Annotated in this window: 26 protein-coding genes; 15 read left to right on the top strand and 11 right to left on the bottom strand. The window is 61.0% G+C overall.

Features of this window, described 5'->3' with window-relative positions; translation table 11 throughout:
• Positions 1-41: 41 nt before the first annotated feature.
• The 3 genes from ABH939_RS27745 to ABH939_RS27735 all read right to left on the bottom strand — a co-directional run bounded on the left by ABH939_RS27745 (position 42) and on the right by ABH939_RS27735 (position 1,836).
• Complete coding sequence (locus tag ABH939_RS27745) at positions 42-446, bottom strand: 6-carboxytetrahydropterin synthase (RefSeq protein WP_054187872.1); 405 nt, start codon at positions 444-446, stop codon at positions 42-44.
• Between the two features lie 7 nt (positions 447-453).
• Positions 454-831, bottom strand: coding sequence for a metal-sensitive transcriptional regulator (locus ABH939_RS27740; protein WP_064111441.1), 378 nt, complete (start codon positions 829-831; stop codon positions 454-456).
• Between the two features lie 198 nt (positions 832-1,029).
• Positions 1,030-1,836: a hypothetical protein gene (locus ABH939_RS27735; RefSeq protein WP_338927322.1), complete on the bottom strand. Its 807-nt coding sequence runs from the start codon at positions 1,834-1,836 to the stop codon at positions 1,030-1,032.
• Between the two features lie 251 nt (positions 1,837-2,087).
• Between ABH939_RS27735 and ABH939_RS27730 the strand changes: the two genes are divergently transcribed.
• The 3 genes from ABH939_RS27730 to ABH939_RS27720 all read left to right on the top strand — a co-directional run bounded on the left by ABH939_RS27730 (position 2,088) and on the right by ABH939_RS27720 (position 5,424).
• The gene (locus ABH939_RS27730) at positions 2,088-3,518 is read left to right on the top strand and encodes an MFS transporter (protein WP_338927320.1); all 1,431 of its coding nucleotides are present in this window, start codon (positions 2,088-2,090) and stop codon (positions 3,516-3,518) included.
• Between the two features lie 72 nt (positions 3,519-3,590).
• Positions 3,591-4,118, top strand: a complete 528-nt coding sequence (locus ABH939_RS27725; protein WP_007727110.1) for a carboxymuconolactone decarboxylase family protein — start codon at positions 3,591-3,593, stop codon at positions 4,116-4,118.
• Positions 4,102-5,424, top strand: a complete 1,323-nt coding sequence (locus ABH939_RS27720) for an MFS transporter (RefSeq protein ID WP_338927317.1) — start codon at positions 4,102-4,104, stop codon at positions 5,422-5,424. Before ABH939_RS27725 ends, ABH939_RS27720 begins: the two co-directional genes overlap by 17 nt.
• A 544-nt stretch (positions 5,425-5,968) precedes the next feature.
• On the opposite strand, the gene ABH939_RS27715 is transcribed toward ABH939_RS27720, so the two are convergent.
• Positions 5,969-6,100, bottom strand: coding sequence for a hypothetical protein (locus ABH939_RS27715; RefSeq protein WP_338927315.1), 132 nt, complete (start codon positions 6,098-6,100; stop codon positions 5,969-5,971).
• A gap of 19 nt (positions 6,101-6,119) precedes the next feature.
• Here ABH939_RS27715 and ABH939_RS27710 point away from each other — a divergent pair, with 19 nt between their 5' ends.
• The 7 genes from ABH939_RS27710 to ABH939_RS27680 all read left to right on the top strand — a co-directional run bounded on the left by ABH939_RS27710 (position 6,120) and on the right by ABH939_RS27680 (position 12,489).
• Complete coding sequence (locus tag ABH939_RS27710; protein ID WP_338927313.1) at positions 6,120-6,686, top strand: hypothetical protein; 567 nt, start codon at positions 6,120-6,122, stop codon at positions 6,684-6,686.
• 728 nt (positions 6,687-7,414) lie between these two features.
• Positions 7,415-7,852, top strand: a complete 438-nt coding sequence (locus ABH939_RS27705) for a hypothetical protein (protein WP_404650468.1) — start codon at positions 7,415-7,417, stop codon at positions 7,850-7,852.
• Positions 7,853-8,050: 198 nt separating this feature from the next.
• Entirely contained in the window at positions 8,051-8,902 is an 852-nt protein-coding gene (locus tag ABH939_RS27700) for a hypothetical protein (RefSeq protein ID WP_404650466.1), read from the top strand.
• Between the two features lie 44 nt (positions 8,903-8,946).
• Entirely contained in the window at positions 8,947-9,933 is a 987-nt protein-coding gene (locus tag ABH939_RS27695; protein WP_404650465.1) for an ImmA/IrrE family metallo-endopeptidase, read from the top strand.
• A 92-nt stretch (positions 9,934-10,025) separates the two neighbouring features.
• Positions 10,026-10,670 (top strand): multiubiquitin domain-containing protein, encoded by a 645-nt coding sequence (locus tag ABH939_RS27690; RefSeq protein WP_338927305.1) that lies wholly within the window; start codon positions 10,026-10,028, stop codon positions 10,668-10,670.
• Positions 10,667-11,068, top strand: a complete 402-nt coding sequence (locus tag ABH939_RS27685; protein WP_338927303.1) for a hypothetical protein — start codon at positions 10,667-10,669, stop codon at positions 11,066-11,068. Before ABH939_RS27690 ends, ABH939_RS27685 begins: the two co-directional genes overlap by 4 nt.
• Entirely contained in the window at positions 11,050-12,489 is a 1,440-nt protein-coding gene (locus ABH939_RS27680; RefSeq protein WP_338927301.1) for a ThiF family adenylyltransferase, read from the top strand. Before ABH939_RS27685 ends, ABH939_RS27680 begins: the two co-directional genes overlap by 19 nt.
• 1,283 nt (positions 12,490-13,772) lie before the next feature.
• On the opposite strand, the gene ABH939_RS27675 is transcribed toward ABH939_RS27680, so the two are convergent.
• Entirely contained in the window at positions 13,773-14,051 is a 279-nt protein-coding gene (locus ABH939_RS27675) for a hypothetical protein (RefSeq protein WP_338927299.1), read from the bottom strand.
• A 273-nt stretch (positions 14,052-14,324) separates the two neighbouring features.
• Between ABH939_RS27675 and ABH939_RS27670 the strand changes: the two genes are divergently transcribed.
• Complete coding sequence (locus ABH939_RS27670; protein ID WP_338927297.1) at positions 14,325-15,284, top strand: DMT family transporter; 960 nt, start codon at positions 14,325-14,327, stop codon at positions 15,282-15,284.
• On the opposite strand, the gene ABH939_RS27665 is transcribed toward ABH939_RS27670, so the two are convergent.
• Entirely contained in the window at positions 15,274-15,948 is a 675-nt protein-coding gene (locus ABH939_RS27665) for a TetR/AcrR family transcriptional regulator (RefSeq protein ID WP_042450572.1), read from the bottom strand. The genes ABH939_RS27670 and ABH939_RS27665 overlap by 11 nt on opposite strands.
• 158 nt (positions 15,949-16,106) lie before the next feature.
• On the opposite strand from ABH939_RS27665, the gene ABH939_RS27660 reads away from it, so the two are divergent.
• Positions 16,107-17,609 (top strand): MFS transporter, encoded by a 1,503-nt coding sequence (locus ABH939_RS27660; protein ID WP_020906025.1) that lies wholly within the window; start codon positions 16,107-16,109, stop codon positions 17,607-17,609.
• 355 nt (positions 17,610-17,964) lie between these two features.
• Here ABH939_RS27660 and ABH939_RS27655 read toward each other — a convergent pair whose 3' ends face one another.
• On the bottom strand, positions 17,965-19,572 hold the full coding sequence (locus tag ABH939_RS27655) for an ABC transporter substrate-binding protein (protein WP_218695577.1): 1,608 nt from the start codon (positions 19,570-19,572) through the stop codon (positions 17,965-17,967).
• Between the two features lie 134 nt (positions 19,573-19,706).
• Positions 19,707-20,285 (bottom strand): CGNR zinc finger domain-containing protein, encoded by a 579-nt coding sequence (locus tag ABH939_RS27650; protein WP_042450527.1) that lies wholly within the window; start codon positions 20,283-20,285, stop codon positions 19,707-19,709.
• A 63-nt stretch (positions 20,286-20,348) separates the two neighbouring features.
• On the opposite strand from ABH939_RS27650, the gene ABH939_RS27645 reads away from it, so the two are divergent.
• The gene (locus tag ABH939_RS27645) at positions 20,349-20,726 is read left to right on the top strand and encodes a hypothetical protein (RefSeq protein ID WP_042450525.1); all 378 of its coding nucleotides are present in this window, start codon (positions 20,349-20,351) and stop codon (positions 20,724-20,726) included.
• A gap of 93 nt (positions 20,727-20,819) precedes the next feature.
• The gene (locus ABH939_RS27640; RefSeq protein ID WP_042450522.1) at positions 20,820-21,164 is read left to right on the top strand and encodes a hypothetical protein; all 345 of its coding nucleotides are present in this window, start codon (positions 20,820-20,822) and stop codon (positions 21,162-21,164) included.
• Here ABH939_RS27640 and ABH939_RS27635 read toward each other — a convergent pair whose 3' ends face one another.
• Positions 21,165-22,376: a saccharopine dehydrogenase family protein gene (locus ABH939_RS27635; protein ID WP_192711815.1), complete on the bottom strand. Its 1,212-nt coding sequence runs from the start codon at positions 22,374-22,376 to the stop codon at positions 21,165-21,167. It abuts the gene before it with no gap.
• Positions 22,369-23,367 (bottom strand): S9 family peptidase, encoded by a 999-nt coding sequence (locus tag ABH939_RS27630; RefSeq protein WP_042450570.1) that lies wholly within the window; start codon positions 23,365-23,367, stop codon positions 22,369-22,371. The genes ABH939_RS27635 and ABH939_RS27630 overlap by 8 nt, the downstream gene beginning before the upstream one ends.
• A 143-nt stretch (positions 23,368-23,510) precedes the next feature.
• Between ABH939_RS27630 and ABH939_RS27625 the strand changes: the two genes are divergently transcribed.
• Positions 23,511-24,389: a phage repressor protein gene (locus tag ABH939_RS27625; RefSeq protein WP_050655932.1), complete on the top strand. Its 879-nt coding sequence runs from the start codon at positions 23,511-23,513 to the stop codon at positions 24,387-24,389.
• On the opposite strand, the gene ABH939_RS27620 is transcribed toward ABH939_RS27625, so the two are convergent.
• A complete protein-coding gene (locus ABH939_RS27620; RefSeq protein ID WP_050655923.1) occupies positions 24,368-24,982 on the bottom strand; it encodes a hypothetical protein in 615 nt (204 codons plus the stop codon). The genes ABH939_RS27625 and ABH939_RS27620 overlap by 22 nt on opposite strands.
• Between the last annotated feature and the right edge of the window lie 97 nt (positions 24,983-25,079).

Here is a 25,079-nt window from a genome sequence, read left to right as displayed (position 1 = left end):
GCCGGTCGACCGAACGCGGTGCGTCAACGAGATACGTCAGATCATTGTGATCTGACGTATCTTGTTGCCACACCGATCGTCTCGTTGTCGAGTTCGACGTAGGTCAGCTGAGGAATGCTGGACGCAAGTTCACTGAAAGCCCACTTCGCGACATTCTCGAATGACGGACGGAAATCGAAAATCTCCGGCCAGGCACCGCTCGCCAATTGCTCGGCACATCGATCGACGGACTCGTCCAGAGCGTCCGTGTCGACAAACCATCCACGTTCTCCGAGTTGGTCGTCCTCGAACGAGAACGCCACTCGCATCGTCACGCGAAATCCGTCGGCAGGCATCAGCGGCGGCAAGTTCTTCGCGTCCCGCACCGGTGCCGGAAGCCCCTGCCTCACAGCGAATGTACGACGGATCTCGATACTGAACATGCGCACCAAGGTATCAATGTTCATCACAATTCTATGAGCGGACCAATCGCGCAATCGCGTCGTTCGCTTCTTTGATCTTCGCGTCCGCCTCGGGCCCACCGGCAACAGCGGCTTTGACGACGCAGTGGCCGATGTGGTCCTCGAGCAGGCCCATGGCCACCGCCTGGAGGCCCTTGGTCATCGCCGACACCTGCGTCAGGATGTCGATACAGTACTTGTCCTCGTCGACCATGCGCTGCAGGCCGCGAGCTTGACCTTCAATGCGACGCAGACGCGCCAGGTAGTCGCCCTTGGCGGTGATGTAGCCGTGCGAATCTCCCGTGCAGCACACATCGCCGGTCGCATCACTGCTTTGGACACTGTTTGGAGCGCTGCTTGGCGCACTGCCAACTTCTGTCGCTTCCGACATTCGATGTCCTCCTGTTCGTCAACGCGTGACTTCGCAACAATTCTCGTTACCGGTGCGATGTGCGGATACTCTTCGACTTCCCTTGTCTTGCAGAGCAATCACTGTGCACATCGCCACGCACTTCGCTACTGCGCGAACAGATGGGTGCATGGCGATTAGCGATGCCCGTTTTCCCGCTGCTGCGAAACGCATTCGGTCTCAGTGCCCGTGGTGCGCGTGGTTCGCATGTTCGGACGCAGGTGGGGTCGCATTGTCGGCCGTCAGCGTGAATTCCGCCGTACGCACCACTCCGCCGTGCTTGAAGTCCAAAAACAACCGGTAATCCTCGGCGCTCGGCATGTTGGCGTAGAAGGTGATTGCCGGTCCGGCCGGCGTGACACCGTCACCGGGGTAGCCGTCCGGATGGACATGGAGATAGGCGAGGTCGGAGGCACGCAACGCGACCAGATGCCCGTACGCGGCAAGGTAGGGCTGCAAGTCCGTGACCGGGATTCCGTCAAGACTGACCGAGAGCGTGAGCTTCGATGTCTGGCCGGCATGGGCCGCGCCTTCGAGAGAGACGGTATAGCCGTCGACCGTCGTGACGGCAGCAGCGGCGGGCAACGGCCGAGGATCATAGGACCCGGCGACTCGTACATCCGCACTCAGCGTCATTCCGTCACCGCCGTCCGGGATGAAGTCAGCGAAGACTCGGTAGTCTCCCGCGTGATCGAAATCGACTGACACACGCCAGTTTCCGTTCTCGTCCAATTCGGGATGCACGTGCTGGAATCCGGTCAGGTCCAGACCGACCACGATCAGATGCAACTGCTTGTCGTGGGTGTCGGTGTACCGGGTCAACGGAGCTCCAACCGAATCCAGGATCCGGAACTGCAAGGGGACATGGCTGCCGACGGCCGCCTCCGACGTTGCCAATTCCAGTGTGTAGCCGTTGTCGCCGAACATCTTGCCCTCCAAAGTTTGGGTCGGCAGCACTTTCGTTGCCGTCTGCGTCAGGTTCTGCACTCCTTGACATCGAACCTGTTGCAATTTGTACCATACCCCCCTAGGGTATGCAACGAACTACTCGAACACCCTGAATTCACTCGAAGGAGATCCGATGCGCATCTACGCAGAGCGCCGGCCGAATGAGTTCCAAGAGCAGCATTTCCCCGTGCACCCCAACGAAGCGCTGCGCCGATGTCACCCAGGCCCGCTTACGACACCCCTTGACCACACAAGCATCACCTATACCCCGTACAGGTAAGGAACTCAGAATGTCCACACAACCGAAATCCACCCGTAAGTGGTGGGCGTTGGCGTTGATCGCCGCCGCTCAGTTCATGGTCATCATGGACACCTCCATCATCGGCGTCGCTCTCCCCCAGATGCAGAGCGATCTCGGCTTTTCCCAAGAAGGCCTGACCTGGGTCTTCAATGCGTACGTCATCGCGTTCGGCGGGCTACTCCTCCTCGGCGGCCGCCTGTCCGACCTGTTCGGCGCCCGCAGAGTGTTCTCCGCTGGTTGGCTGATCCTGCTGATCGGTTCCGTTGTCGCCGGTGCCGCCGGTAACGTCGCCGTCGAACTTGCGGGCCGTGCAGTCCAGGGCGCAGGCGCCGCACTCATCGCGCCGTCGGCGCTCACCTTGCTGATGATGCTGTTCGGCAGCACGCAGAAAGAGATGACCAAGGCGCTGTCCATCTACGGCGCTGCCGCCCCGGCCGGCGGTACGGCCGGCGTGTTCCTCGGCGGCGTCATCACCGAATACACCAGCTGGCCTTGGGTGTTCTACCTCAACATTCCCATCGCTGTCATCGCGCTGATCGCTACTCCCCTCCTGATGCCGAACGCACCGGCACGTACCGGGTCGATCGACTTCCTCGGCGCACTCGCTGTCACCGCAGGTCTTGCTGTCGGAGTCTTCGGCATCGTCAGAGCACCTGATGTCGGATGGGGATCCGGGCAGACGTGGCTGGCGCTCGCCGTTTCGGCCGCTCTGTTGGGTGCATTCGTATTGATCCAGTCGAAGCGTCGGGAACCTCTGGTGCGTCTGGGAATCTTCAAGGCGCCCAACCTCGGTGCCGCGAACATCGCTCAGCTCGTCCTCGGCGCTGCCTGGATACCGATGTGGTTCTTCCTGAACCTGTACCTGCAGCAAGTGCTCGGATACAGCGCCTTCCCGGCCGGTGCGGCGCTGCTGCCGATGACGATCTTCGTCATGCTCGGCATGGTCGTCGTGGCACCACGGGCCATGGCACGCTTCGGTGCAAAAGCGATGATCGTGACCGGATTGCTGGTACTGGGAATCGGTTTGGGTTGGATGTCGTTGATCCGGCCCACCGGCAACTTCTGGGTCGACGTACTGCCGGCGTCGCTCGTGGCTGCGGCAGGTATGACGCTGGCGTTCATTCCCTCACTCGGTACGGCGATTTCGGCTGCACGCCCGGAAGAGGGCGGATTGGCTTCCGGCGTCGTCAACGTCAGCTACCAGATCGGCTCGGCTGTCGGCCTCGCGGTGATGACCGCGATCGCAGCAGTGTTCGGCGCTGATCAACTCGGTGACCTGACGGAGTTGACGAACGGTTTCTCCGCCGTGTTCCTCGGAGCAGCCGCCATCGCAGTGGTTGGCGCAGCAATCACCGCGATCGTGATGCGGTCGACCAAGGTCGACGATCCTCGAACCATTCAATCCACCGTCAATTCTTGACCAACTCCGGTGGTGGGTTCGGCCGCTATCACCAGCCGAACCCACCACCGGCGGAACCACTTAGGACTCGTTATGTCGCGCCTTGCTTCTCTCACGCCCACCACCGCTGTCGGTGCATCGAAAGACCTTCTCGCCGAACTCGTGAACCGTCACGGACAGGTCGGTGACATGGTCGCGGCGATGGCTCATTCGCCCGCTGTGCTGGGCGGCTATCTGCAACTCAGCCGGGCAATGAAGCGAGCGAAACTCAGCCGCAAGATCACCGAGCGAATCTCTATCGCTGTGCAGGTCCAGCAAGGTTGCGCTGTTTGCCTCGAAGCCCACGTGGCCGCCGCGCACGCCAACGGGGTCGAGGCGGACGAGATCGAGCGTGCCCGCGCGGGCACCTCGGCCGATCCCGCGATCGCGGCAATAATCGACCTCGGACTTCGCGTCTATCGGGAGCCTGCCTCGATTTCAGACGAACACATCACGGGCCTTCGAGCGCACGGCTACGGTGATCGCGAGATCGCCGACGTAGTCGGAATCGTCGCCCTCAATGTCCTGACCGGAGCTTTCAATCTTGTCGCGGGAGTGAAACCTAATGAACCGGATCGCTAAGTCCGCAACGGAACGGAACAGCTTGCGTCTGTTCTTGATTCGCGACTATCGCCTGCTCTTCAGCGCCCAGATCATCGCGCTGTTCGGCACCGGGTTGGCGACGGTTGCGCTAGGTCTACTCGCCTACGAACTCGCCGGACCGAGCGCCGGAGCCGTGCTGGCCACCGCGCTGACGATCAAGATGTCCCTGTACGTCGTGATCGCTCCACTCGCGGCGGCGTACGTAGACCGGTTGCCGAGACGGGCTTTCCTCGTTGCCCTCGACGCCATTCGCGCAGCGGTCGTGATCGCATTGCCCTTCGTCAGCGAGATCTGGCACATCTACGTGCTGGTGGGCGTTCTCCAAGCTGCGTCGGCAGCGTTCACTCCCACGTTCCAAGCGGTCATCCCTGACATCGTGACCGACGAGGCCGATTTCACCCGCGCACTGTCGGCATCGCAGGTCGCTTACACGATGGAAAGCCTGCTCAGCCCTGTTCTTGCCGCAGTCGCACTGTCCTTCATGACATTCAACCTGTTGTTCGTCGCCACCTCCGTGGGCTTTGCGGTCTCGGCACTGCTCGTGCTGGCCACCCGAATCCCCAACGCTCGCCGAAGTACTCACCGCAAGGCGTGGGATCGGATCGCGTCGGGGGTGCGGATCTTCGTGACCACGCCGCGACTGCGCGGCATCATGGCACTCAATCTCGTGGTGGCAGCAGCCGGATCGATCGTGGTGGTCAACACCGTCAACTACGTCCGCGACGAGCTCGGTGGAACCCAATCCGACGTGGCGTGGATGCTTGCCGCGTCAGGCACCGGCACGTTGGTGACCGCGCTTCTTCTTCCACGCGTTCTCGACAGAACCGCTGAACGTACTGTGATGACAGCAGGTTCCGTTGTCCTGGTCGTCAGCGCCGGCGCGGCAGCAGCCCTCGCCGTGGCCGGTGTATTCACGTGGATGCTCACTGCCGCAGTGTGGGCGCTCGTCGGCGCCGGGATGGCCATGATCGTCACTCCGACCGGAAAAGTACTTCGGCGCTCCGTCGACCCCGCAGGTATACCGGAGGTATTCGCAGCCCAGTTCTCCCTGTCACACCTCGCCTGGCTTGTCACCTATCCGATCGCCGGATGGGTTGGTTCGAGCGCGGGATTTGCGGTCACCTGGAGCATCCTTGCAGCGCTTGCCGCAGTGGGAACCGTTGCAGGATTTGTACTTTGGCCTCGGGAGACGGGTGCTGAATTGCCCGTACAAGCGACGTACGAAACCACGCGAGGCGAATGCACCTTGACGGCTGCCCAGTGCGCTTGTGCTCGCGCTGCCTGATGTCGAACACGACGATGATTTCTCGCGGTGCAGCGCGGTGCGGCACGGCGAGGTAGGCAGCACGGTATCAGTGCCGAATTTGCGCAGAATAGACTACGGGCGTAATTTGCCGCCGGGCAGCGCAGAGGCAATTCGGGGTGATGAGTCACGTCAGCACTGCGTCGAGTTGCGGCCGTGAGGTTTTCGCGCCGCCCACGTGATCGGTGTGCATGTTCTGGCGTCGATACCTGCCCGCTCCGGGGCGTCAATCTGGCGGGCGGGGTTCTGCTCTGAGCTCGAAACACGCGCATAATCGAACAAAATCTTCCAAAACTACTCCTATTAAAGGTTTTTCGACAGAATTCCTCCTTAGTGTCGATCAAAATCGGACATAAGGACAGCTCGTCTACACTCCGTCTGTGCTCAGACGCCCCGTTCCACCGACAATTTCTGCCCTCCGTAATCGGAACGGGCGATCAGTCACCACTGCTGCGACCGCTCTGGTAGTGATGTCACTGCTCGCAGGGTGCTCGTCGGAGGAGAACCAGGCCGCAAGCACTGCTGGTCAGTCATCGACACCGACGGTCTCGTCGACAACAGCTACACCGACGACGATTGCCTCCGCGCCGGCCTCGACTACAACCACGCCGTCTTCCTCCGTCGCGAAAACACCCGCAGCGCAGAGTCTGCTTCTCACGACGGGGCAACTGCCCGACATGGGCTGGAAACCGCAGTCGGACAACGACCCTGAAGCCACAGAGCTCCAGGAGACGACGCAGCCAGAATGCAGCAACCAGTCGTGGAGCCTGCGTACCGCGAACATGACCGACAAGGCCGGCGCTGCATGGACGTTCGATGCCGCCGCACAGGTCGAAACGATCAGCAGCCAGGCCTTCATCGACACCGATGCTGCATCGGCAACCGCTGCGCTGGCGTCCTATCGAAATCTCGCCGCCCGCTGCACGAGTTGGCAGAGCATCCTCACCGAAAAGGGCTACACCTACGCCGAGACCCAAGAAGCCTTCGATGCACCCGCCGGTGAAGAATCGGTTGCCAGACAAGGTCGTACATCACTGATCTGCCACCCCGACATCCCCACTGGACCCGTGTACTGGGTGACCTCACGGGTCGGGCAGTCGATCGTGCAGATCACCTACAGCCCCGGAACGCTGCTCGGCACGAATCAGGACGGGAACAAGCCCTTGAGCTCGCTTCGGTTGCGACCGCCAACGTCGAAAAGCACTCAAAGTAGGGGCGTTTGCATCGAGAACACCGATCAGTAGTCGACATGTCATTGCGGCGAAGTCAATCAGTCGGCTCGACTGGTTCCCCACAACGAACTACGACGAAGTCTCACCACATCCAACAGCCACATCCCGCGCCAATTCCCGAGCGAAGGGATGAAACGAGTAAGCGCAAGTCGAAGCTCCCCCGTATCACTGCGGATCCGGCAGAATAGCTCTCAACTTGTAATTGGCAGTCTTACCGGCCGGAAGGGGGGTGCCCTATCTCTGCTTTTAGGGAGTTACGTGAAAATGGCTGTCTTGGCTCCGTGGGGCTCGCGTTGACCAGACAGCTGATATCTGAGGAAATCCGCAAGTTTCCCGCGCTGGCACATCGAGCGGCAGAGCTCGACGACGTCGTCCAGGACTTTCTGGTCGACCGAATTGAACGGTTGACAGTAGCGCTCGCGGCGCAAGCCTCAAATGACGACTCGTTCGGCCGCCTACTGCGCAGGTCGATCCGAAACTGGCTAATTGATCGGGCCCGTTCCACGGGGATAGGAGCGCTGCGCCGCTCGATTGAGAAGGTCCTTGGAGAGGAAAGTGAGTTCGAGAAGGTCACACATGGCGACGAGGGTGCTGGCCGCTGGCGATTGGTGGACGGAGATAGCACCCCGTGGGCAGGAGACCCCGATCTCCTTGTGAAGGCTGCGTGGGAGGTGCCAAACGTCCGGGTGCCGAAGTGGTCGAGTACGTCGCGCCGACCACCCGTCGCTGACCGCGGAGCTATGACAGCCATTGCTCGTGCCGTACTGGCAACTGCCGAGGGAAGTCTCGAGATCGCTCAACTGGTGAATGTGTTCGCCCGTCGATTCGCCGCGGCGTTGGATCCAGTGGAGATGTCATTGGGCAAAATGGAAAGCTCAGAAGTTCCCTCCTGCGAGACAACGCCGGAGGATCTCGTTGTGGCAGTGGACTCTGAAATCGACGCCGCCAGCGCTGCTGCCGAGATCTTCACAAGGCTGACGGAAACTGAGCGAGCGGTCCTGCGTGTACTTTTGGACAGTTCAGCCGTACAGGAACGCCTTGGCCTCGGACGAAGCCAGTCCGCGCAGTTCGCGACTCGGCTCAAGGCAAAGATCCGCGATTTGGCGGGCACAGGCCCTGAAGCTGAGCAAGTGACATTGGAGGTGATCTGGCTGTGCGGTGGACCAGCGACGAGCTAAAAGGGCCCGGACGTTGCGAACGGTGCGACGTCAGAGTTGAATACCGCGCCACAGCATATGTCGAGTTGACGGGAGGGCATCGTGAGTGAACCAACAGTGCCGAGTCGCCTCGTAGAGTTGGCAAGGCAAGCACGAGTACCCCGAGGATTGTCAGATTCCGGTCTGCGTGAACGGTTCGGAGATCCACGAGACTACGAAGTGGACGCTGGCCAGGTATGGCGCGCTGCGTGGGGCGATGTCAGCCTCCTCGTCGCGGTGACACAAATCGAAGACGCCGATGTCGGGGTGATCCCGTTGACTCTCGAGCCCGTTTCGGAGGACGACCGATGCCTCGTCCTGGCGCCTTCTCTCACCGTCTTCGGTGTGGAGGCGACCTTGTGGATGGATCTGGCGAGTACTCTCCCTCTTCGCGTGCTCGACGAAATCATCGACAAATGGCCCGAGGACGTCACGCGCGCAATAGCCGCCGCAGCAGATTATCCGACGTCCGTGCCTGGCGCTGGGATGCGGCGAGGCGAACCGGCTGAGACGGAATTCGACTACCCTGCGTCTGTCAGAGCGGAGATTGAAGATGATCTCGTAGCGTTGCGTGCTGCCCCTGCCCTCCCTACCGAGGTAAAAGACCAAGAGCCCGTCCGAACATTAGCGGCGGTTCTGGGGAAGGGCGTCGACTTGCCTTCCCTGGTAACCGCATTGAGTGCTTTGGATCTGGATCAACCTGACGTGATGAATCTGCTGCGCGGCAAAAGACCGATGAGCCCCCAGGTGGTGGATGTGGTAGTTGCCGTTACCGGTATCGACCGTGATCTAGTCGCCGAGTCGGTACAACCATTGCCGCACGAATTCGTCATCGAAGTGGATCATCCGAGATGGCGGCCCGTCTGGCAGGCACGGGCGCTGCGCGATGGGACAGACGAAACAACCGCACGACTGCGTGCAAGCTACGAGATGTTCGCCGTGGCCGCCCGGCAGACCGGATCTCGGAAGCCGGACTGGTCGGCCCGTCTGGCGCAATTTCGCTCTTTCAAAGACGAGCAGGGCACGCCCTGATGGCGGGGATGTACATTTCCGAGGCTCAGGCGCAGGCGCGAGCGATGATGGAGACCGTTGAACGCGCCCATCCTGGGGCATTGGAGCGACTTCGGTTCGATTCGGTAGCGGAACTGTCTCAGTGGGATGAGCTTACGGTGACGATCGTCGAGGAGACCCCCGGAACCGACGGATGTTCAGTGGCGGGGACCTATCAGTCTGACCCGCCGACACTCGTGGTGACCAAGGCCCTGTCCAATCGTCGCAGTAAGTTCACTGCCCTACACGAGCTCGGACATCACCTTCAGCAAACGGATTTGGATCTGGGAAGCACAGTCTTCCGCTACAGCGCCCCTGATCGGTTCGAGGAGGAAGCCTGCGACGCTTTCGCGGCCCAGGTCCTCCTGCCGGACGACGATCTTCTGCAGAAAATCGACGCTCGGGGTCCTGTAGCGCAGGATGTGGTGGATCTATTCACCTCGTTCTCGTCGGCGTCACGGGAGGCATGCTGCGTATGGGCAGCAAGACAGCTTCACGGTTCTGGTGTCGTTGTACTCCTCGACCAAACTGGCGCAGTTCTGTTCACCGCGTCAAGGAGTTTCATCCCGCCTGCGAAGGGGTCCGATCAGTCCCGGGCGGACTTGATCTCCGCAGCGCTGCTGAATCCTGGGGCAGGCGCCACCCGCGACGACACCCGCATTCTCTACCGAAACGGGAGCACTAGCGAATCGCTTTTCGGTCAGGCGAGGTGGTTCGACGACCAATACCTGGTCGCCATCATGGTGACCGATCACGCCGCCTGGACCCCCCTCGCACTTCCCCGGCCAGGCACCAAGCAAACAGGCGCATCTTCGTGGACCTGCGAAACGTGTGACGATCTCTTCACGATTACCGAACGCTGCCAGCAGTGCACGAACCCACGATGCCGCAGCGGCCATTGCGGGTGCGATGTCGCCCGTGCCGCGAACAACCGCCTCTGCCCGGGGTGTTTCCTTCAGCGACATCCATCTCAGTTCGACGGCGGCAGCAACGTCTGTCGCGACTGTGACTGATGTTTCTTAGCTGCACCGGACAATCCGCACGATGTGACGTCAGACCGTAGTGAAGCCGATCCGCCGGATCGGCCCTCACTACAGGAGTCATAATGGCCCTCAAAGACAACGCCCGCATCTACATTGACGGCGAACCGATCAACGTCACACAACGCCGCCTCACCGGCGCCCAGCTGCGCACACTGGTAACCCCGCCCGCCGAGAACCTGTGGCGCGACATCACGGACTCGCAGGACCACCCCGTCGCCCCTACAGAACCGGTGGCCATCGAACGGAACATGCGGTTCTTCACCGACCGCCCGCGCACCATCTACATCGACAAAATTCCCTACGAGGTACGCACAGCGTCGCTGACCGAGGCCCAACTCCGTGCGCTACCGACACCGGCGGTGCCCGAGGACCATGGGATCTGGAAGGACATTCAGGACGATCTCGACGATCTCATCGCCGGCGGTGAGATCGTCACCATCGTCAGCGGGGACCGGTTCTTCACCAAACCCCTTCCAGGAAAGGAGATCCGAGTCACCGTCAACCGGCGCGCCGTGCTCATTCGCGGGGGAAGGCAGAGTGGCGCATCGATTAAGGACTTCGCGATCGCACAGGGAGTACCCATCCAAACCGACTTCCTGCTCTCGCGCAAGGACGGCCCGAAATTCAAGCCGGTCGGCGATGACGAGCTCATCCATGTCCGCAACGACGACGAATTCCGCGCCAACGACGGGGACGACAACTCGTGAGCACCACAACAATCACCGAGGCAATCACGGAAGCGATCGCCGAACTCCGGCACACATTCTCGGACGCTACCGTCACGTTCGAAAGCGACGGCGCGGGCGGCGCCTGGGTCATCATCGACTCCATCCCGCTCGCGCCGGCCTACGAGCAGGAGGCCTCGTGGATCGCGTTCCAGATCACCTTCCCGTACCCGGAAGCCGACGTGTACCCACTGTTTGTGCGCCCTGATCTGCGCCGCAAGGACGGTGCCGCCCACGGGGCGGGCTTCCAGTCAGTCCCATGGGGGCCGCACGGTTCACCGGGAACACAGCTGTCTCGACGTAGTAGCCGGCTCGATCCCGCAATCGACACGGCTACGACGAAGGTCCTGAAGGTACTCAAATGGCTGAGCGAACAGTGAGCGGCACGTGGTCGGTCGTGATCACCGGGGAACAATGGGCGCTCCTGCATGGGCATCTGTTCCCCGGTGACGGGGACGAGCACGGGGCAATTCTTCGGTGCGGTATCGCCGAAAGCTCGCGCGGTGCACGGCTTCTCGTTCATGACGTAGTGCCCGCCGTCGACGGCATCGATTACATCGAAGGACAACGCGGCTACCGAAAGCTCACCGCCGAGTTCGTCGCCGAAAACATCGGCATGTGCGCGGAGCAAGGCCTCGCTTATCTCGCCGTGCACAATCACGGTGGACAGGACCGCGTGGGATTCTCACGAACAGACATGGCCTCCCACGAACGCGGGTATCCGGCTTTGTTGGACATCAACGCCGGCGTCCCCGTGGGGGCACTGGTGTTCGCGGAAAACGCTGTCGCCGGTGATATCTGGACCAGCGACGGCGAACGCCACACCGTCATAGATCTACGTGTAGCTGGGCGACCACACCTGACCTTGACCCCAGAGCTGATAATCGCTCCGATGTCCGACCCGACATACGATCGTCAAGCCCGCATCTTCGGTGATCGTGGTCAGACGATCCTGGGCGGATCCAAAGTCGCCGTCGTCGGTCTCGGCGGTATCGGCTCACTCATCGGTGAGTACCTCGCCAGGCTCGGGGTCGGAGAGCTCGTGTTCATCGATCCTGATCGGATCGACCCCACAAACCTGCCGCGTGTGGTCGGCGCCCGTCGATTTGACGCATGGTCTCCGCTCCAGAGCGACACCCGCCCGCGATGGATGCAGCGTCTCGGTGCTCGTCTGGCAACGCCCAAGGTGAAGATCGCCGCGAGGGTCGCTCGCCAGGCATCGAAGACGGTGCGGATCACTCAGGTTCGGCGCTCCGTAGTCGACTCCGACGTCGCAATGTTGCTGACTGACTGCGATCACATCTTCCTCGCCGCCGACTCCGCGCTCGCCCGCAGATTGGTCAATTCCGTCACCCACCAATACCTGATCCCCAACACACAGGTCGGCTCCAAGGTCACAGTCATCGACGACACAATCGCCGACATCTTTTCCGTTGTCAGGATGAGCAGTCCGGGGAGCGGATGCTTGCAGTGCAACGAGTTGATTCCCGCGTGGCGGCTCACCGAGGAAGCGACCAGCGAGGTCCAGCGCCATCGGCAGCGTTACGTCGACGACGAAAACATTCACGCACCGAGCGTGATCACTCTCAACGCCGTCGCAGCATCACGCGCGGTCGACGACTGGCTCATGGCCATCGGTGGGCTCACCGATTCCGCCGTGAGCGCTGACCACTGGGTTGCTTACCATCCACTAACTGATGAGGTAATCGAGCACGAGCCCGCCAAATCACCTGATTGCCGCCACTGCGGTCCATTCCGTTTCGCCATGGGCGATAAGCGGAGTCTGCTCGCACGCCCGTGAGACAGATCCCCAGCAGCTGGAGCACATCCTCCTGTCCGATCGGCCACCACGAGGGCGGCCAGAATTGCGATCACGACGACGACTGCGGCGTAGAGCGCGCGACGAGCATCGGACAGTGGCCTCTACTACCCCACTCCGGATCGAGGCGCACGCACAGCCGGAATCCTCGCCGACGAACTCGTCACCATCCCCGCTGCCACACAACGTCTCTGGCACATTCACGCCATCGACGGCGCCCAAATTCTGCAGTGGAACGCCTTCCGCACACACAGCCCCCTTATGCGCTTCGATCACCACCCAGGCCTCGGGGAACCCCGACTACGAAATCCGGTACGGAGCCAGCAGTCCGCGCGGGGCACTCGCCGAGGTCTTACAAGGCACGCGAGTGATTGACCGGGCCGACCGCGTCCCCTATCTCGCCGCATTCACACTCGATCGACCGCTAAAGCTCTTGGATCTCGGCGGTTTCGCCGGCGGCACCTGGCCGACCCGACTCGGATGCGACCATTCACTCGACTCAGGCCCCACGCCCGAGCCCAGACGTAGGCCCGCACGATCCACCGCGCCCACTCTCACCTCGACGGCAGCGCATACCGCGGCAGATTCGCCGGTGAACTGTGCATGGCGCAATTCGAACCAGCAACGGACGCTTTTCCTACCAACCCGACGCCCTCGTTGCCACTGTCCCATATCGGACCCGTGCGCCGAATCGATAGCCCTGCAGTAGCACTGGGCTATCACGTCGTCTGACGAAAATTCGTAGAGTCGCCTGATCAAGGGGCCCGCAAGGCGTGGCGGCATGGGCTGCGCCCGACGGAGAAGTACAGCAAGGAAGGGCTGCTACCAGGAGCAGATCACGCCCCTCGACAATCTCTACGTATGCCAAATATTGCCTGCACTCCGGCCGTCATCGTCGAGACGAACCGCGAGCGACAGCGATGGCGGTCCACCAGGTAATCCCAGACCACTGTTCCGCGCATACTTGTTCATCCCAAGTCCTCAATCCCGAAAGCGACGTGGCGTCGCTCCGATACCCAGAACCTTCCGCACTATTGATAGTCCGTCAACAGTATGTTTCCACCCACATTCTCGTTCGGCATTACAGTGCATTTCACCGGACACCCTTGAACGTCCGATCTCTCCGTCGCCAGTTCGTCGAGCGTGCAACTATCCCCGCACCCCTCAACCGTTCGCCGAGCACTGAAATTGATTGAGGGACAACATCAACCACACAGTCAAAAGGCGGCGATGGCGCAGACATCGCCTGCACCAACACTTTTCGCTCAGCTCACGTCGACATACTTCCTCGGATTTGCGTCGAACCGAGGACCACATCCCTTGCAGCAGAACCAGTACCGATTTCCTTCGAAGTCACGAAACAGGCCTTCCGCTTCGGCACGTACCTTCTCGATCACGCTGCCCGGCATGACCCGACATTCGACGAGTTCACTACTGCCAGCGGTGAGTAGGTCTTTCCCACCGGTCGGCATCGCCGAACCGACAGCGCCGACATCGCCTTTGGCGTCAGACTTCGGGGTGTTGCCACAGCCACAACTGCTCATTGGGATTCCTGTTCTTTTGCGGGACGGACGCGGCCGGCAAAGCGAGCCGGATACAACCGCCAATATACCCCCTATAGGTATATTTTACTGAGCCTGAGGGTGCGTTCAGTTGACACATCGCCGTATAAACCATTGCGGAAGAGGGAATATACCGTCGCGGGATCCCCGATCGCCTGCAGCATCATGACACAGCCAACCCTATACCTACCGGGGGTATAGGGTAGGTCTGGTATCGACCATCCATGTCCGCGAGGTCGTCGACGAAGAGGCACAATGAAGAACTGGAAAGCAATCGGCAGCAGCCGATTCGCCGTAGTTGGAGCTTTGCTGTTGGTCGGCATGCTCTGGGGAAGCTCGTTCCCTCTGGTTGCTGTGGCAGCACCAACTCTCGGCGCCGTCGGCACGACGCACGGCCGCTTCATTGTTGCAGCGTTGGTTCTCGCGCTGATAACTGCTTCCAGCAGATCGACCTGGCGCGCGGTCCGTCATCGGTTTCCTGCATTCCTACTGCTGGCTGCCCTCAATGTCGCTGGGCCCCTGACACTTGTCGCAACTGCGATCGTCGGCCTCAACTCGTCGACGGCGTCGATCCTGAATGCCACGACTCCGATGTTCAGCGTATTCGTCGCCGCTTTCTGGCTTCGACAAAAGATCACCTGGCGAAAACTCTCGGGGGTCGCGATCGGCATCGTCGGCGTCTCGGTGCTTGTCGGCGGAATTCCGTCAGCGATCGACAGTCGCGCAATGCTGGCCATTGGCGCATCTTTGACCGCGGCGCTGCTGTACGCAGTCGGAGGTGTCTACGCACGAAAGTCGTTCCAGGACACTCCACCCCTGACGCTGGCCCTCGGCCAACAACTTGCCGCGGTCGCCCTCTTGGTGCCGGTGTCCGCCGTCGCTCCCCCTCCGGGGCCCATAACCGTCGGCCCACTCATCGCCGTGGTAGCCCTGGGGCTGGGGGCTACCGCCGGTGGCTACCTGGTCTACTTCTGGATAATTCGTCAGGCGGGTCCAGTCGCGGCATCGGCCGTCACTCTTCTCGTTCCGATTTCGGCATCAGCCATCGGAGTGCTGTGGTTGAACGAGCCTGTTACCTTCGCGCTCGTTGGCGGTCTTGTCATCATTCTTGCCGGAGTCGGCTTGCTCCTGGATCTTCCGCCGACGCGAGATCCATTGCGCAGGGTTGCCCCGGACCGGGCGGCTAGCGCGGACAAACGGCCGGTCAGCGGCTGATCGGAGCCGTCCAAAGTCCGACCAGCGCGTCGACGAGGTCGGTCGTGAAGTCCTCCCATGACGTGACCGCGTCCGGCCCCTCTTCGGCAAGCGTGCGCTCGCGTTCGGCGAACATGTGCACGATCGCATTACGCCCGATGTCCGCGCGGGCGCGTCGAACACTCATCGGCATGTCAGTCAGACAGGCTGAAAGTCCGCGAAGCGTCTCCTGCAGAGTAGGCGAGGCCAGCACCTCGTCGTAAACGATTTTCCGCAGGACCGGGTCGGTGAGAATCTGCGCGCTGAACCGCGCATACCAGGTCGGGCCACCCATTTCGGCGTAGTGATCGGTCGACGCCCGAACCAGACACGAAATCCAGTCACGAACATTTGTGGACCCTTCGATCTCACGCAGCAGTTCGCCACGGTTCTTCTCGACCTGCTGGGAATGCTTGTTCACGATCGCGCGGACCAGATCGGTCTTGGTTCCGAAGTGATATCCGACGGCAGCATTGTTGCCCTGACCTGCCGCGTCGCTCACCTGACGGTTCGAAACCGCGAAGACTCCATGTTCTGCGAACAACTGCTCGGCGACGGCGAGAATGCGGTCTCGGGTTGCAGCAGAGCGCGCGGAATTTGCGGCGCCGCCGACATCGGCCGACGCGTCCTCAGTCCTCGTAGTCATGGACACCATCATCCTCGACCATCCGAAGCTGCTCGGCACCGGAGATATTCGTCACGATCGGAGACACAGCCTTCCGTTAAGTCAGTCACTTGATTTAACTTTAGTTCAAGCAACTGACTTAAACTATTATTCGTTCTTCCTCCGATGGAGTTACCGCAATGTCGTCAACCACTTCACCACCACCGACAACGCCGCCACAGACAACGAAGTCGCCAGCCACCACCGCAGTGGTGGCTGTTCTGGCGTTTTCCGGCATCGTCGTCTCGCTCATGCAGACGCTGGTGATCCCGATCATCCCGCATCTGCCCGAGTACCTGAACGCGCCGGCGTCCGATACCGCGTGGGCTGTGACCGCCACGCTGCTCGCAGCTGCCGTCGCCGTCCCGACCATGGGCCGCTTGGGCGACATGTTCGGCAAACGGCGTCTACTCCTGATCAGCATGGCGCTGTTGGTAACCGGTTCGGTGGTCGGAGCACTCAGTTCGAGCGTTATCCCCCTCGTTGCCGGCCGAATCCTGCAGGGCCTTGCTGCCGGCGTCATTCCGCTGGGCATCAGTGTGATGCGCGACGTGCTTCCGCCCAAGAAGCTCGCCGGCGCTGTTGCGATGATGAGCGCTTCACTGGGAGTCGGCGGCGCTCTAGGTCTTCCGATCGCGGCTTTGATCGCCGAGTACGCCGACTGGCACGTCCTGTTCTGGGCGTCAGCCGTGCTCGGCGCTCTTGCGGCCGTTCTTGTTGTCGTCCTGGTCCCCGAATCGACGGTTCGCACAGGTGGCACGTTCGACTTCGGCGGGGCAATCTCGCTCTCAGCCGCCCTCATCGCTCTACTACTGGCCATTTCCAAAGGTGGCGACTGGGGTTGGACGAGCACGCTCACGCTTTCCTTGTTCGGCGCCGCGATCCTGATATTCGGATTCTGGGCTTGGTGGGAACTACGCACCCCCAAGCCGCTGGTGGATCTACGCGTATCCATCCGCCGCCAGGTGCTCTTCACCAACCTCGCATCGATCGTGTTCGGATTCGCGATGTTCGCCGCCAGCATGGTCTTTCCCCAGGTAGTCCAGTTGCCTGAAGTCACTGGTTACGGCCTAGGCGGTTCGATGCTCACCGCAGGTCTGGTCATGGCTCCCTCCGGCATCATCATGATGCTGATCTCTCCGCTGTCCTCACGCATCACCAATTCGCACGGCCCCAAGGTGACGCTCATGCTCGGCGCCGTTGTCGTCGCAATCGGTTACGGCATCGGCATTTTCGCCATGCACTCGATTTGGGAACTGATCGTGATCGCCGTGATCATCGGCGCCGGTACCGGTATGGCTTACGGCGCGATGCCCGCTCTCATCATGGGGGCTGTTCCTCCGTCCGAGACCGGTGCAGCCAACAGCTTCAACACCCTGATGCGCTCCCTCGGTACATCATTCGCCAGCGCCATCGCGGGTGTCGTCATCGCCCAGATGACCATGTCCATCGGTGGGGCAACGCTGCCGTCGGAGAACGCTTTCCGCGTCGTCATGGCCCTCGCTGCGGGATCCGCCGTCGTCGCACTCGTCCTGGCCGGTTTCCTCCCTCGGTTCAACAGCTCCAACTCCCGCAAGGAGATTGGTAGCCAGCACACCGATACGTCCCCGACCACGTCGAAGGAATCCGTTCCGACACACTGAGCCAGCGCGCAATACACACTGCGCTGTACACACAGCCCGGCCCCGGCGGAGTCCAACTCCGTCGGGGCCGACGCGTTTCACACATTTTGCTGTTGATACACCTGCGGACGACAGTTTCGTGACATGCTCCGTTGAGATGGGTGCTCGTTCGATACTCGGGGAAAGGATGCCGCGATCGCCGCTCCTCGTGCTGACGTAGCCCTTGCTGTCGCCGCCGCTGCCGTCCTGGGCATAGGCGTCGGTGTCCTTCTTGCCGATGTCGTCGCCGGCCTGGCTGCAGGTGCGGGTGCTGCAGTGGTATTTCGGTTTGCTCTTCGGATGATCAATACCCGAAAGTGAGCGGTTGTCGAGGGTCCTACTTCAGGACACGGATCGCCGAGCCCGGAAGGATTCCGCTCGATGGCGGGTAGATCGACGTTGCGCCGTTGAAGAACATGTGAGCGGGAGTCGTGGATACCGGCAGCAGGTCGATGTCGTTGAACAACGCGCGCTCACTTTCCTCCCAGACCTTGCAAGACTCGTCACCGGGAAGAAGCGAAGCCTCAGTGGACAATTCGATGTACTTCTTGTTGTCGAGGGAAGCGAAGTTCACTCCTTCAGGTTTGGGCGGGCCGGTGAAGTACTTGGCAAAGATGCTCGGCGTATCACTCCCCAGCGTCAAACCGATGGAAACGTCCCACGACGACAGGTCGGTGGTGCTGAATGTGTTGGCGATGACAAAACTGTAGTCGCCGCCGGTCAGTTTCACATTCGCGCCCAGTCCTTCCCACTGTGTTGCCACGTATTCCGCGGCGGCAGAGTTCGTATCGCGTGAGTTGTTGAAAATCACGTTGAGGGCAAGCGGTCGACCGTCCTTCGTCAGGATGCCGTCGGGACCCGCCTTCCAACCTGCGTCGGACAGCGTTTTCTTTGCTGCATCGACGTCGAAATCGGGGATCGTCCCTTCGACACTGTTGTAGTCGCAGGCAAGGGGTTCCGAAACCGCGAGGGCGCGTGCGCGGGTTCCTTTACCGCCGGTGGTGATCTCGGTGTAGTCGTCCAGGTCTACTGCCTGCACGAGGGCCTGCCGCACAGCACGGTCTGCCGTGGGTAGGGCCGCGAAATGATTGAAGATGAACTCGCCGGACAACGTGGTGTAGGTCTTCGAATCCAGACCCGCGGCCAAGACTCGTTCCTCGTCCGAACCGGTGACCGCTGCGGCATTCACTCCGCCGGTGAGAACAAGATTCGCCGTCGTACTGGGATCGGTGACAATCTTGATCGTCACTGTCTTCGGCACTCCGAGAGTGTCGGAAGTGGTCTCGCCGTTCGGACTCCAGGTGTAACCGTCGCGGCGTTCCATCGTGATGTGATCGTTCGGAACAACTTCGGTGACCTTGAACAGACCCGTTCCGTTGCTACTCGAACGGATGCTGGCCGGGTCTTCGAGCGTCGCAGCGCACGGAAGCCGCAACGCGCCGATTCGAGAGAGCAGGAAGGGCGCTGGCTCGGCGGTAGTCACCGTCAGTTCGTCACCGTCCGCTGAGGCCGAAGTCGACATCGGCACAGTGGATCCGCGTAGCGGTGAAGCGTTTTCAGGATCCATGACCCAGTTGATGTCATCGGCCGCGGTCTGTGCGGTGAAGGAAGTGCCGTCGGCACAAGTGATGCCCTTCTTGAGCACGAACTTCAGCGTGTTCCCTTCTTCACTCCAGCTCTCCGCCAGATAGGGACGCACAGTGCGTGTTTGCGCGTCGATGTCGATCAACGAATCGTACGAGTACGCGTTCACGATCTGAGTCGACGTAAGGTTGGTGATCAGAGGGTGCAGATTTCCGGGATCGGCGTTGATGACAGTCGTGAAACTGCCGTCCTTTGCATACTCACCGACCGAACCTCCGGGACTGGATGCGCCGCCACACCCGGCCAGGGTGAAAACCCCAACGCTGATAACTGCTGTCGCGGAGACAGAACGGGCTTTCATACGAGCCGCCATCTACTAGGAGTTGCCATGGCGACAATCGTGCGGGATTGACGTGGTCTGTATCTCGTTGAAGTTCCCCATACAGTCGGCCGTACTCTGTTCGATTGTCACTATCGACCGGGCAAGCGCAGACGCTAAGTACGACGCTGCCGTTGACGGTGATTCGCGACGTTGATTCGGTTGCCGCACAACGCCGGCATGCAGTAGCGGCGTCGCCCTCCACGGCTTGTATCGACGAACACCCCGTTGCACGTCGGCGAGGCGCATGGGCGGAATCGTTCGTACCCCAATGTGCGCAGAGTCCCCAGCAACGAGTAGCCGATCAACAGCGCAAGTTCGCCGGTGAGATTGATTCTGCTGTCCGGTACCGCATTCCATCGATAGTCGGACCGGGCATCAGGCACGAGTCGGACGTGATGCGGGACGGTCTGCAGGAGTCGATGAGTGCGATCAACGAGCTCATCGGAAGTCGGAGCATCGAGAATCGAACGAATCCCCTCTCTGAGTTCCTTGACCTCAGCAAGTTCACCGCTGGTAAGCCGACGTCCGTTGGTGAGCGCATCCGGCGAGAGTCCATGTTCGTCCAGTAGATCGTGAAGCGCCTGAGGGGCAGCCAACGCGTCACCTGCCTCCACCCACACGCGGGGCGAGGTATTGACCAAGTCGGTCGCAAACGACGCACCGGCGACGTAATCGTCTAAAACTACTTGCATCCCTTACCTCCCTGCTTTACCGTAATTGAATAACCTAACTTTACACCTTACGGAGGCGGCGGGATGGAACATTGCGCAGACCACAGGCTGCCCGAGATACTCCGAGACACTCACCACCGATTGCGCCGCGCCGGTACCGTGGCATCGCAGACACCCGTCGTCGCTGCCGATCTCTACTGGTCGATCGGCGCGCTCGCCCAGTGCCTGACCGCGATGGACGAGGTCATTTCACAACTTGGAATCAATGCCCGAAAGCAGTTGCGCGCTGGAAAGTTCGACGTCCAGAGCGGACCGTTCGAAGGAGAGCCCGACGCCGCCCTACTCACCGCAGTTCTTGCGCTCGCCAGAGCATCGAGTAGTTGCGAACCGGTTCAGGCGGCAATCGGCAACGCTCAGATCGCGGTGAGTGATCTCGTCGTCTCAAGGCCCACCAGCGCTTGACGCCCGCGCTCGCAGCCTGTCCCAATAGAGACTGTATGGTTGGTTTTCAGGCAGCCATCGAGAGCATCGACCAGCAGGAACCGGGTTATCACTGTGAGTGCAGGAACATCGACAATCTACGAGGACCGAACCGTCCGGATCGACGATCAGGGCGTCACGATCCGCCACTACTACTTTCCGTTTGTCAGCAAGTTCGTCCTGTACTCGCAGATCGAATCCGTCGACCTCGGAGTCATGTCATGGCTGAGCGGACGCCTACGAATCTGGGGAACAACAGATTTCAGCTCGTGGTACAGCCTGGATCTTTCACGCCCGTGGAAGGAGACCGCGGTGGTACTCACTCTCGCCGGCCACGGATCGCCTTCGTTCAGCCCCAAGGACGCCGATCGCGTCGAGACCGAAATCCGCAGTCGCATCGGATCACACGCCGCGAACTGACTAGCGGAACTCGGATTCGACGGTGACGATCTCACTCCAGTCGGTTCGATCGAACAACCGCGCCAGCGCAGTGAACAGAACTTCCGGGTCGACGACGCTCTCGGGTGAGTGCACACCGATCCGATCCGAAATCGTTCCGTCGGCGAGCCGGGACACCACCTGAGCAAGGCCGAGCGCCAAGGGGATTCCGGTTGCACCGGCCATGTCCGACAGCAACTCCGACACCGGTGAATCGTCGGCAATCCGGGCCACGACGCGCATCGCTCTTCCGTCGAACATTCCTGTCGCCGAGGCGAAGAACAACGGCAGGGATCCGTGGCCGGCGCGCGTGAGCATTCGAGGCGCAGCACGGATCATCCGTCCGAGCGAAGGCTTGCCCAATTCTTCGGCGGCCGAGTCGAGATCGATTCTCCCCTTGTCGATGTCGGCGCGGAGAACGTCGAGAAACGCCACGGTTTCCGGTGTGATGACCATCAGATTTGCCGAATGCCCCGCAGGATTGATGGTCCGATGAAACATCACCGGCTCCGGATGCCCGACCACGTAAGCGTTCCCCCGACGTCCGCCGGGCAGTTCGAGTGCGATGGAACGCAACGGTTCTTCGTTGACGATTCGCCCCGCACGAACCACCGGAACCTGGCCGCTGATCTGCTGCATCCAGTGAACGGCGGCTGCACTCAATGTGTCCACCGACTCGTCCTCGCCCTCGACATCAACCGGCCAGGCTGTATACAGATCGTCGACCACGTCCAATCGCGAGACTGCCATCGCGGCCAGGAGGTTACTCATCCCGGGACTTGCGCCCATGCCGACTACCGCACAGATTCCGGCTCCCCTCGCGGCACAGTCCAATTCCAGCATGTCGACGGCCGGCTCCCAGTCGTCGCAGATGTCGAGATAGTGAGTCCCGGTCCCGATCGCTGCCTGGAGAATGCCGACGCCGAAACGGAAAAACGGTCCGACCGTATTGACGACCACGTCTGCGCCGTCAAGCAATTCACGTAGCGTGCGACCGTCCGTGACGTCGATGCGGCGCGCCTCGACTTCCGCTGACGCCTGCGCCAGTTCAACTGAAAGACGCTTCGCAGCATCGATATCGCGATCCGCGACTACTACCTTGCTGATTCCCGGCAATGTTGCGGCCAGACGAACTGCTGCCGAGCCCATGGCACCGGCACCACCCAGTGCGACAACCGTGATTCCGTCAGCCATGAATTCCCTCCAAAAATGCAGTCTGATCCGCTAGATAGCCGGGAGCGAAGATCGAACGGGGAGCAAGGACGGCCACCAGAGCGGACCTCACTTCCGAGTCTTCGAGATCCTTGTCCACGATCGAATGCGTAGCGTCGGGGTACTTCTTGACCACCAATTGCCCTGGAGTGTCCAACAATTCGCGATACACCCTTTCGGTATCAGCCACGTCGACGTTGACGTCTTGTCCGCCGATGATCAAGAGCACCGGAACCTTCACGGTTTCGAGATCGGCTCGCGCATCCGAGAGGTAGTTCTTTCGGATGAAGTTCCACCGGTCTTCGGTGAGACCGTCGGCCTCGCCGGAGGCCACTAGATCGTCGAACGATGCATCACGGGCCAACTGATCCAAGTTCTTCGCACGATCGACCCGCGCTTTCTCGAACTCGTCGGCCGACGCATTTCTCTCGGAAAGTTCGGCTAGGGTATTGAATTCGCCTTGTTGGAGCCAGTTGATCGCGGGACCCACGGCAATGACGAACGCTACGTCCGGGTCGAGGTTCACCACCTTGGGCATCACCCACCCTGCCTGGCTTGCACCCCACAGACCGATCCGAGACGGATCGATATCCGAACGTCCCCGCGCCCACTCGATTGCCGCTTCCGTTTCTGCCGCGCGATCGTCCATGCTCTGGTCGAGCCAATTGCCCGGTGCCCCATTCACCCCCGGCTTGTCCCAGGAGAGTGACGCGTACCCCGCCTTTGCGAACGCCTCCCACACCGGTCGATAGAACGTCTCATGTGTTGCATCGACCGGGCCGTCTCCGTGGACGAAAACCACGAGCCCGAAGGGACCGTCACCGTGTTCGGGCAGTGCAAGGACTCCCTGGAGCGGCACCGATCCCCCGGTGATCGTCACTTTTTCCTCACGGATGTCATAGGTGTTCTGGTACAGCGTCCAGCCCACCAGAGTCGCGATCAGAACAACGACCACCGCCAGGGAAGTAACCATCCACCTGCGTAAACGAGGCTTACTCTTGCCCTCGCTCATCGATTCCGCTGCCATCTTCCCGCCCTAACGTACGAATTTGAAACGATCGTATTGCATTCGATAGTACAGTTGTGGGCGAAGATGTCGAGAAGCGAGGAAAGGACATGGCGATGACCGACAGGGACGTCGATGTACCCACGAGGATCTTGATCGAGGGACTACTGCGCACGGACGGAACTGTCGACGGGCACACCCTCTATGCCACCGCCGACGCCCTCGGCAAAACTGATCAACAGGTTCGGCTGTGCATCAAGCGGTTGGTCACCGAGGGGAAGTTCACTCAGGAAGGTCGCGGGCGGCAGGCCACGCTACGAGCAACGCCGAAAGCCCTGCGCGAGATGGAACCCGACGTCGAATTCGTTCGGCTGGCCTATCGACAAGACCGCGACACTGTGACGCCGTGGGACGGGTATTGGCACCTGGCCGGATTCGCAATTCCGGAGTCGTCACGGAAAGCGCGAGATGCGCTGCGCACCAGGGTCGTTTACCTCGGCGGCGCGCTCGTCCAGGGCGGTCTGTACGTCTCGCCGCACGCCTGGGAACCGTATATTCGCGATGCGGCCGCCGAACTCGACGTCGAACAGCACCTGTCTTCTCTCACCACTCGAGATCTGAAAGTGGGCACTCTCGAAGACCCCGTGAAGATTGCCGCGCAGTTGTGGCCACTGGACCAGATCGCTGACGGATACGAACGGCTACTCGACGTAGCGACCGCACGCCTGCACAAACTGCAGAACAGTCCGGGTACCGATGCTGTCACGATGACCATCGAACTCGCGGCGGAATTCACGCGAGCCATGGAACCGGATCCGCTGTTGCCGCCGGAACTACTGCCCACCAACTGGATCGGCACGAGGGCTCGGTCGATCACTGCGCAGTGCTGGACGCTTCTGGCACAGGTGGACGGTGCCGACGAATTACCGTCGCTGTTCCACCTGTACGCAGATGCAATCGGTGACGATCAGGACGCAAGCGTGCGATGACGGGGCGGCAGTCCGAAACGCCCGAGAACCTCGTCGACTGCGGTGGACGGTGTGACAAGTCCGCGATCCTGAAGCCACGGAATGGTGCTGTCCACCAGATGCTCGAGCGTGCGAGGCAATGCGAGAGGCAGCAACGTAACGCCGTCGGCGACCTCCGCAGCTCGGATATCGGCGATCAAACTGCCGAGACCGGAAGGCGTTCCGACGTAATGAAGCGAAACGGGAACCCGCGGCGAGGTCAACGCGCTGTCCAACTGCGCAAGCTCCTTACGAGCGGAGCGAGCCTCCGGCGCGATCAGAATCTCGAGATCGACCAGCACTGCGACGCTGTCGGGATCGCGTCCTTCTTCAGCGACGGCAGCGCGTATCCGTGCGCGTTCGAGCTGTGCCTCACGCAGATCCGCAGCGCGAATCCGAACCACATTGGTAGGGAATGAAGCCAAATCGAGAGCCTTTTCACCCTCGGTGAGGTCCACCCAGTAGTCGCCGCCGATGATGGGCAGGTTGCCGGGTGCGCCCTCAGCGGCCGGATGGTGACCGGATCCGGTCAACTCGACCGCTACGTGCAGAGAATGCGAAGCGAGTGAAGACATGTGAGACCTCCGAAAATCAGAAAAGTATGGGATGAGCGAGACGAATCGTCAGCTCGAACACATTCCTGAAGAGGTGCGACACAGATCGACATGGCGA

Origin of the sequence: Rhodococcus sp. 27YEA6 (assembly GCF_044908235.1) — a bacterium.
Lineage (GTDB): Bacteria > Actinomycetota > Actinomycetes > Mycobacteriales > Mycobacteriaceae > Rhodococcus_F > Rhodococcus_F qingshengii.
This window is presented reverse-complemented; position numbering and strand designations above follow the sequence as displayed.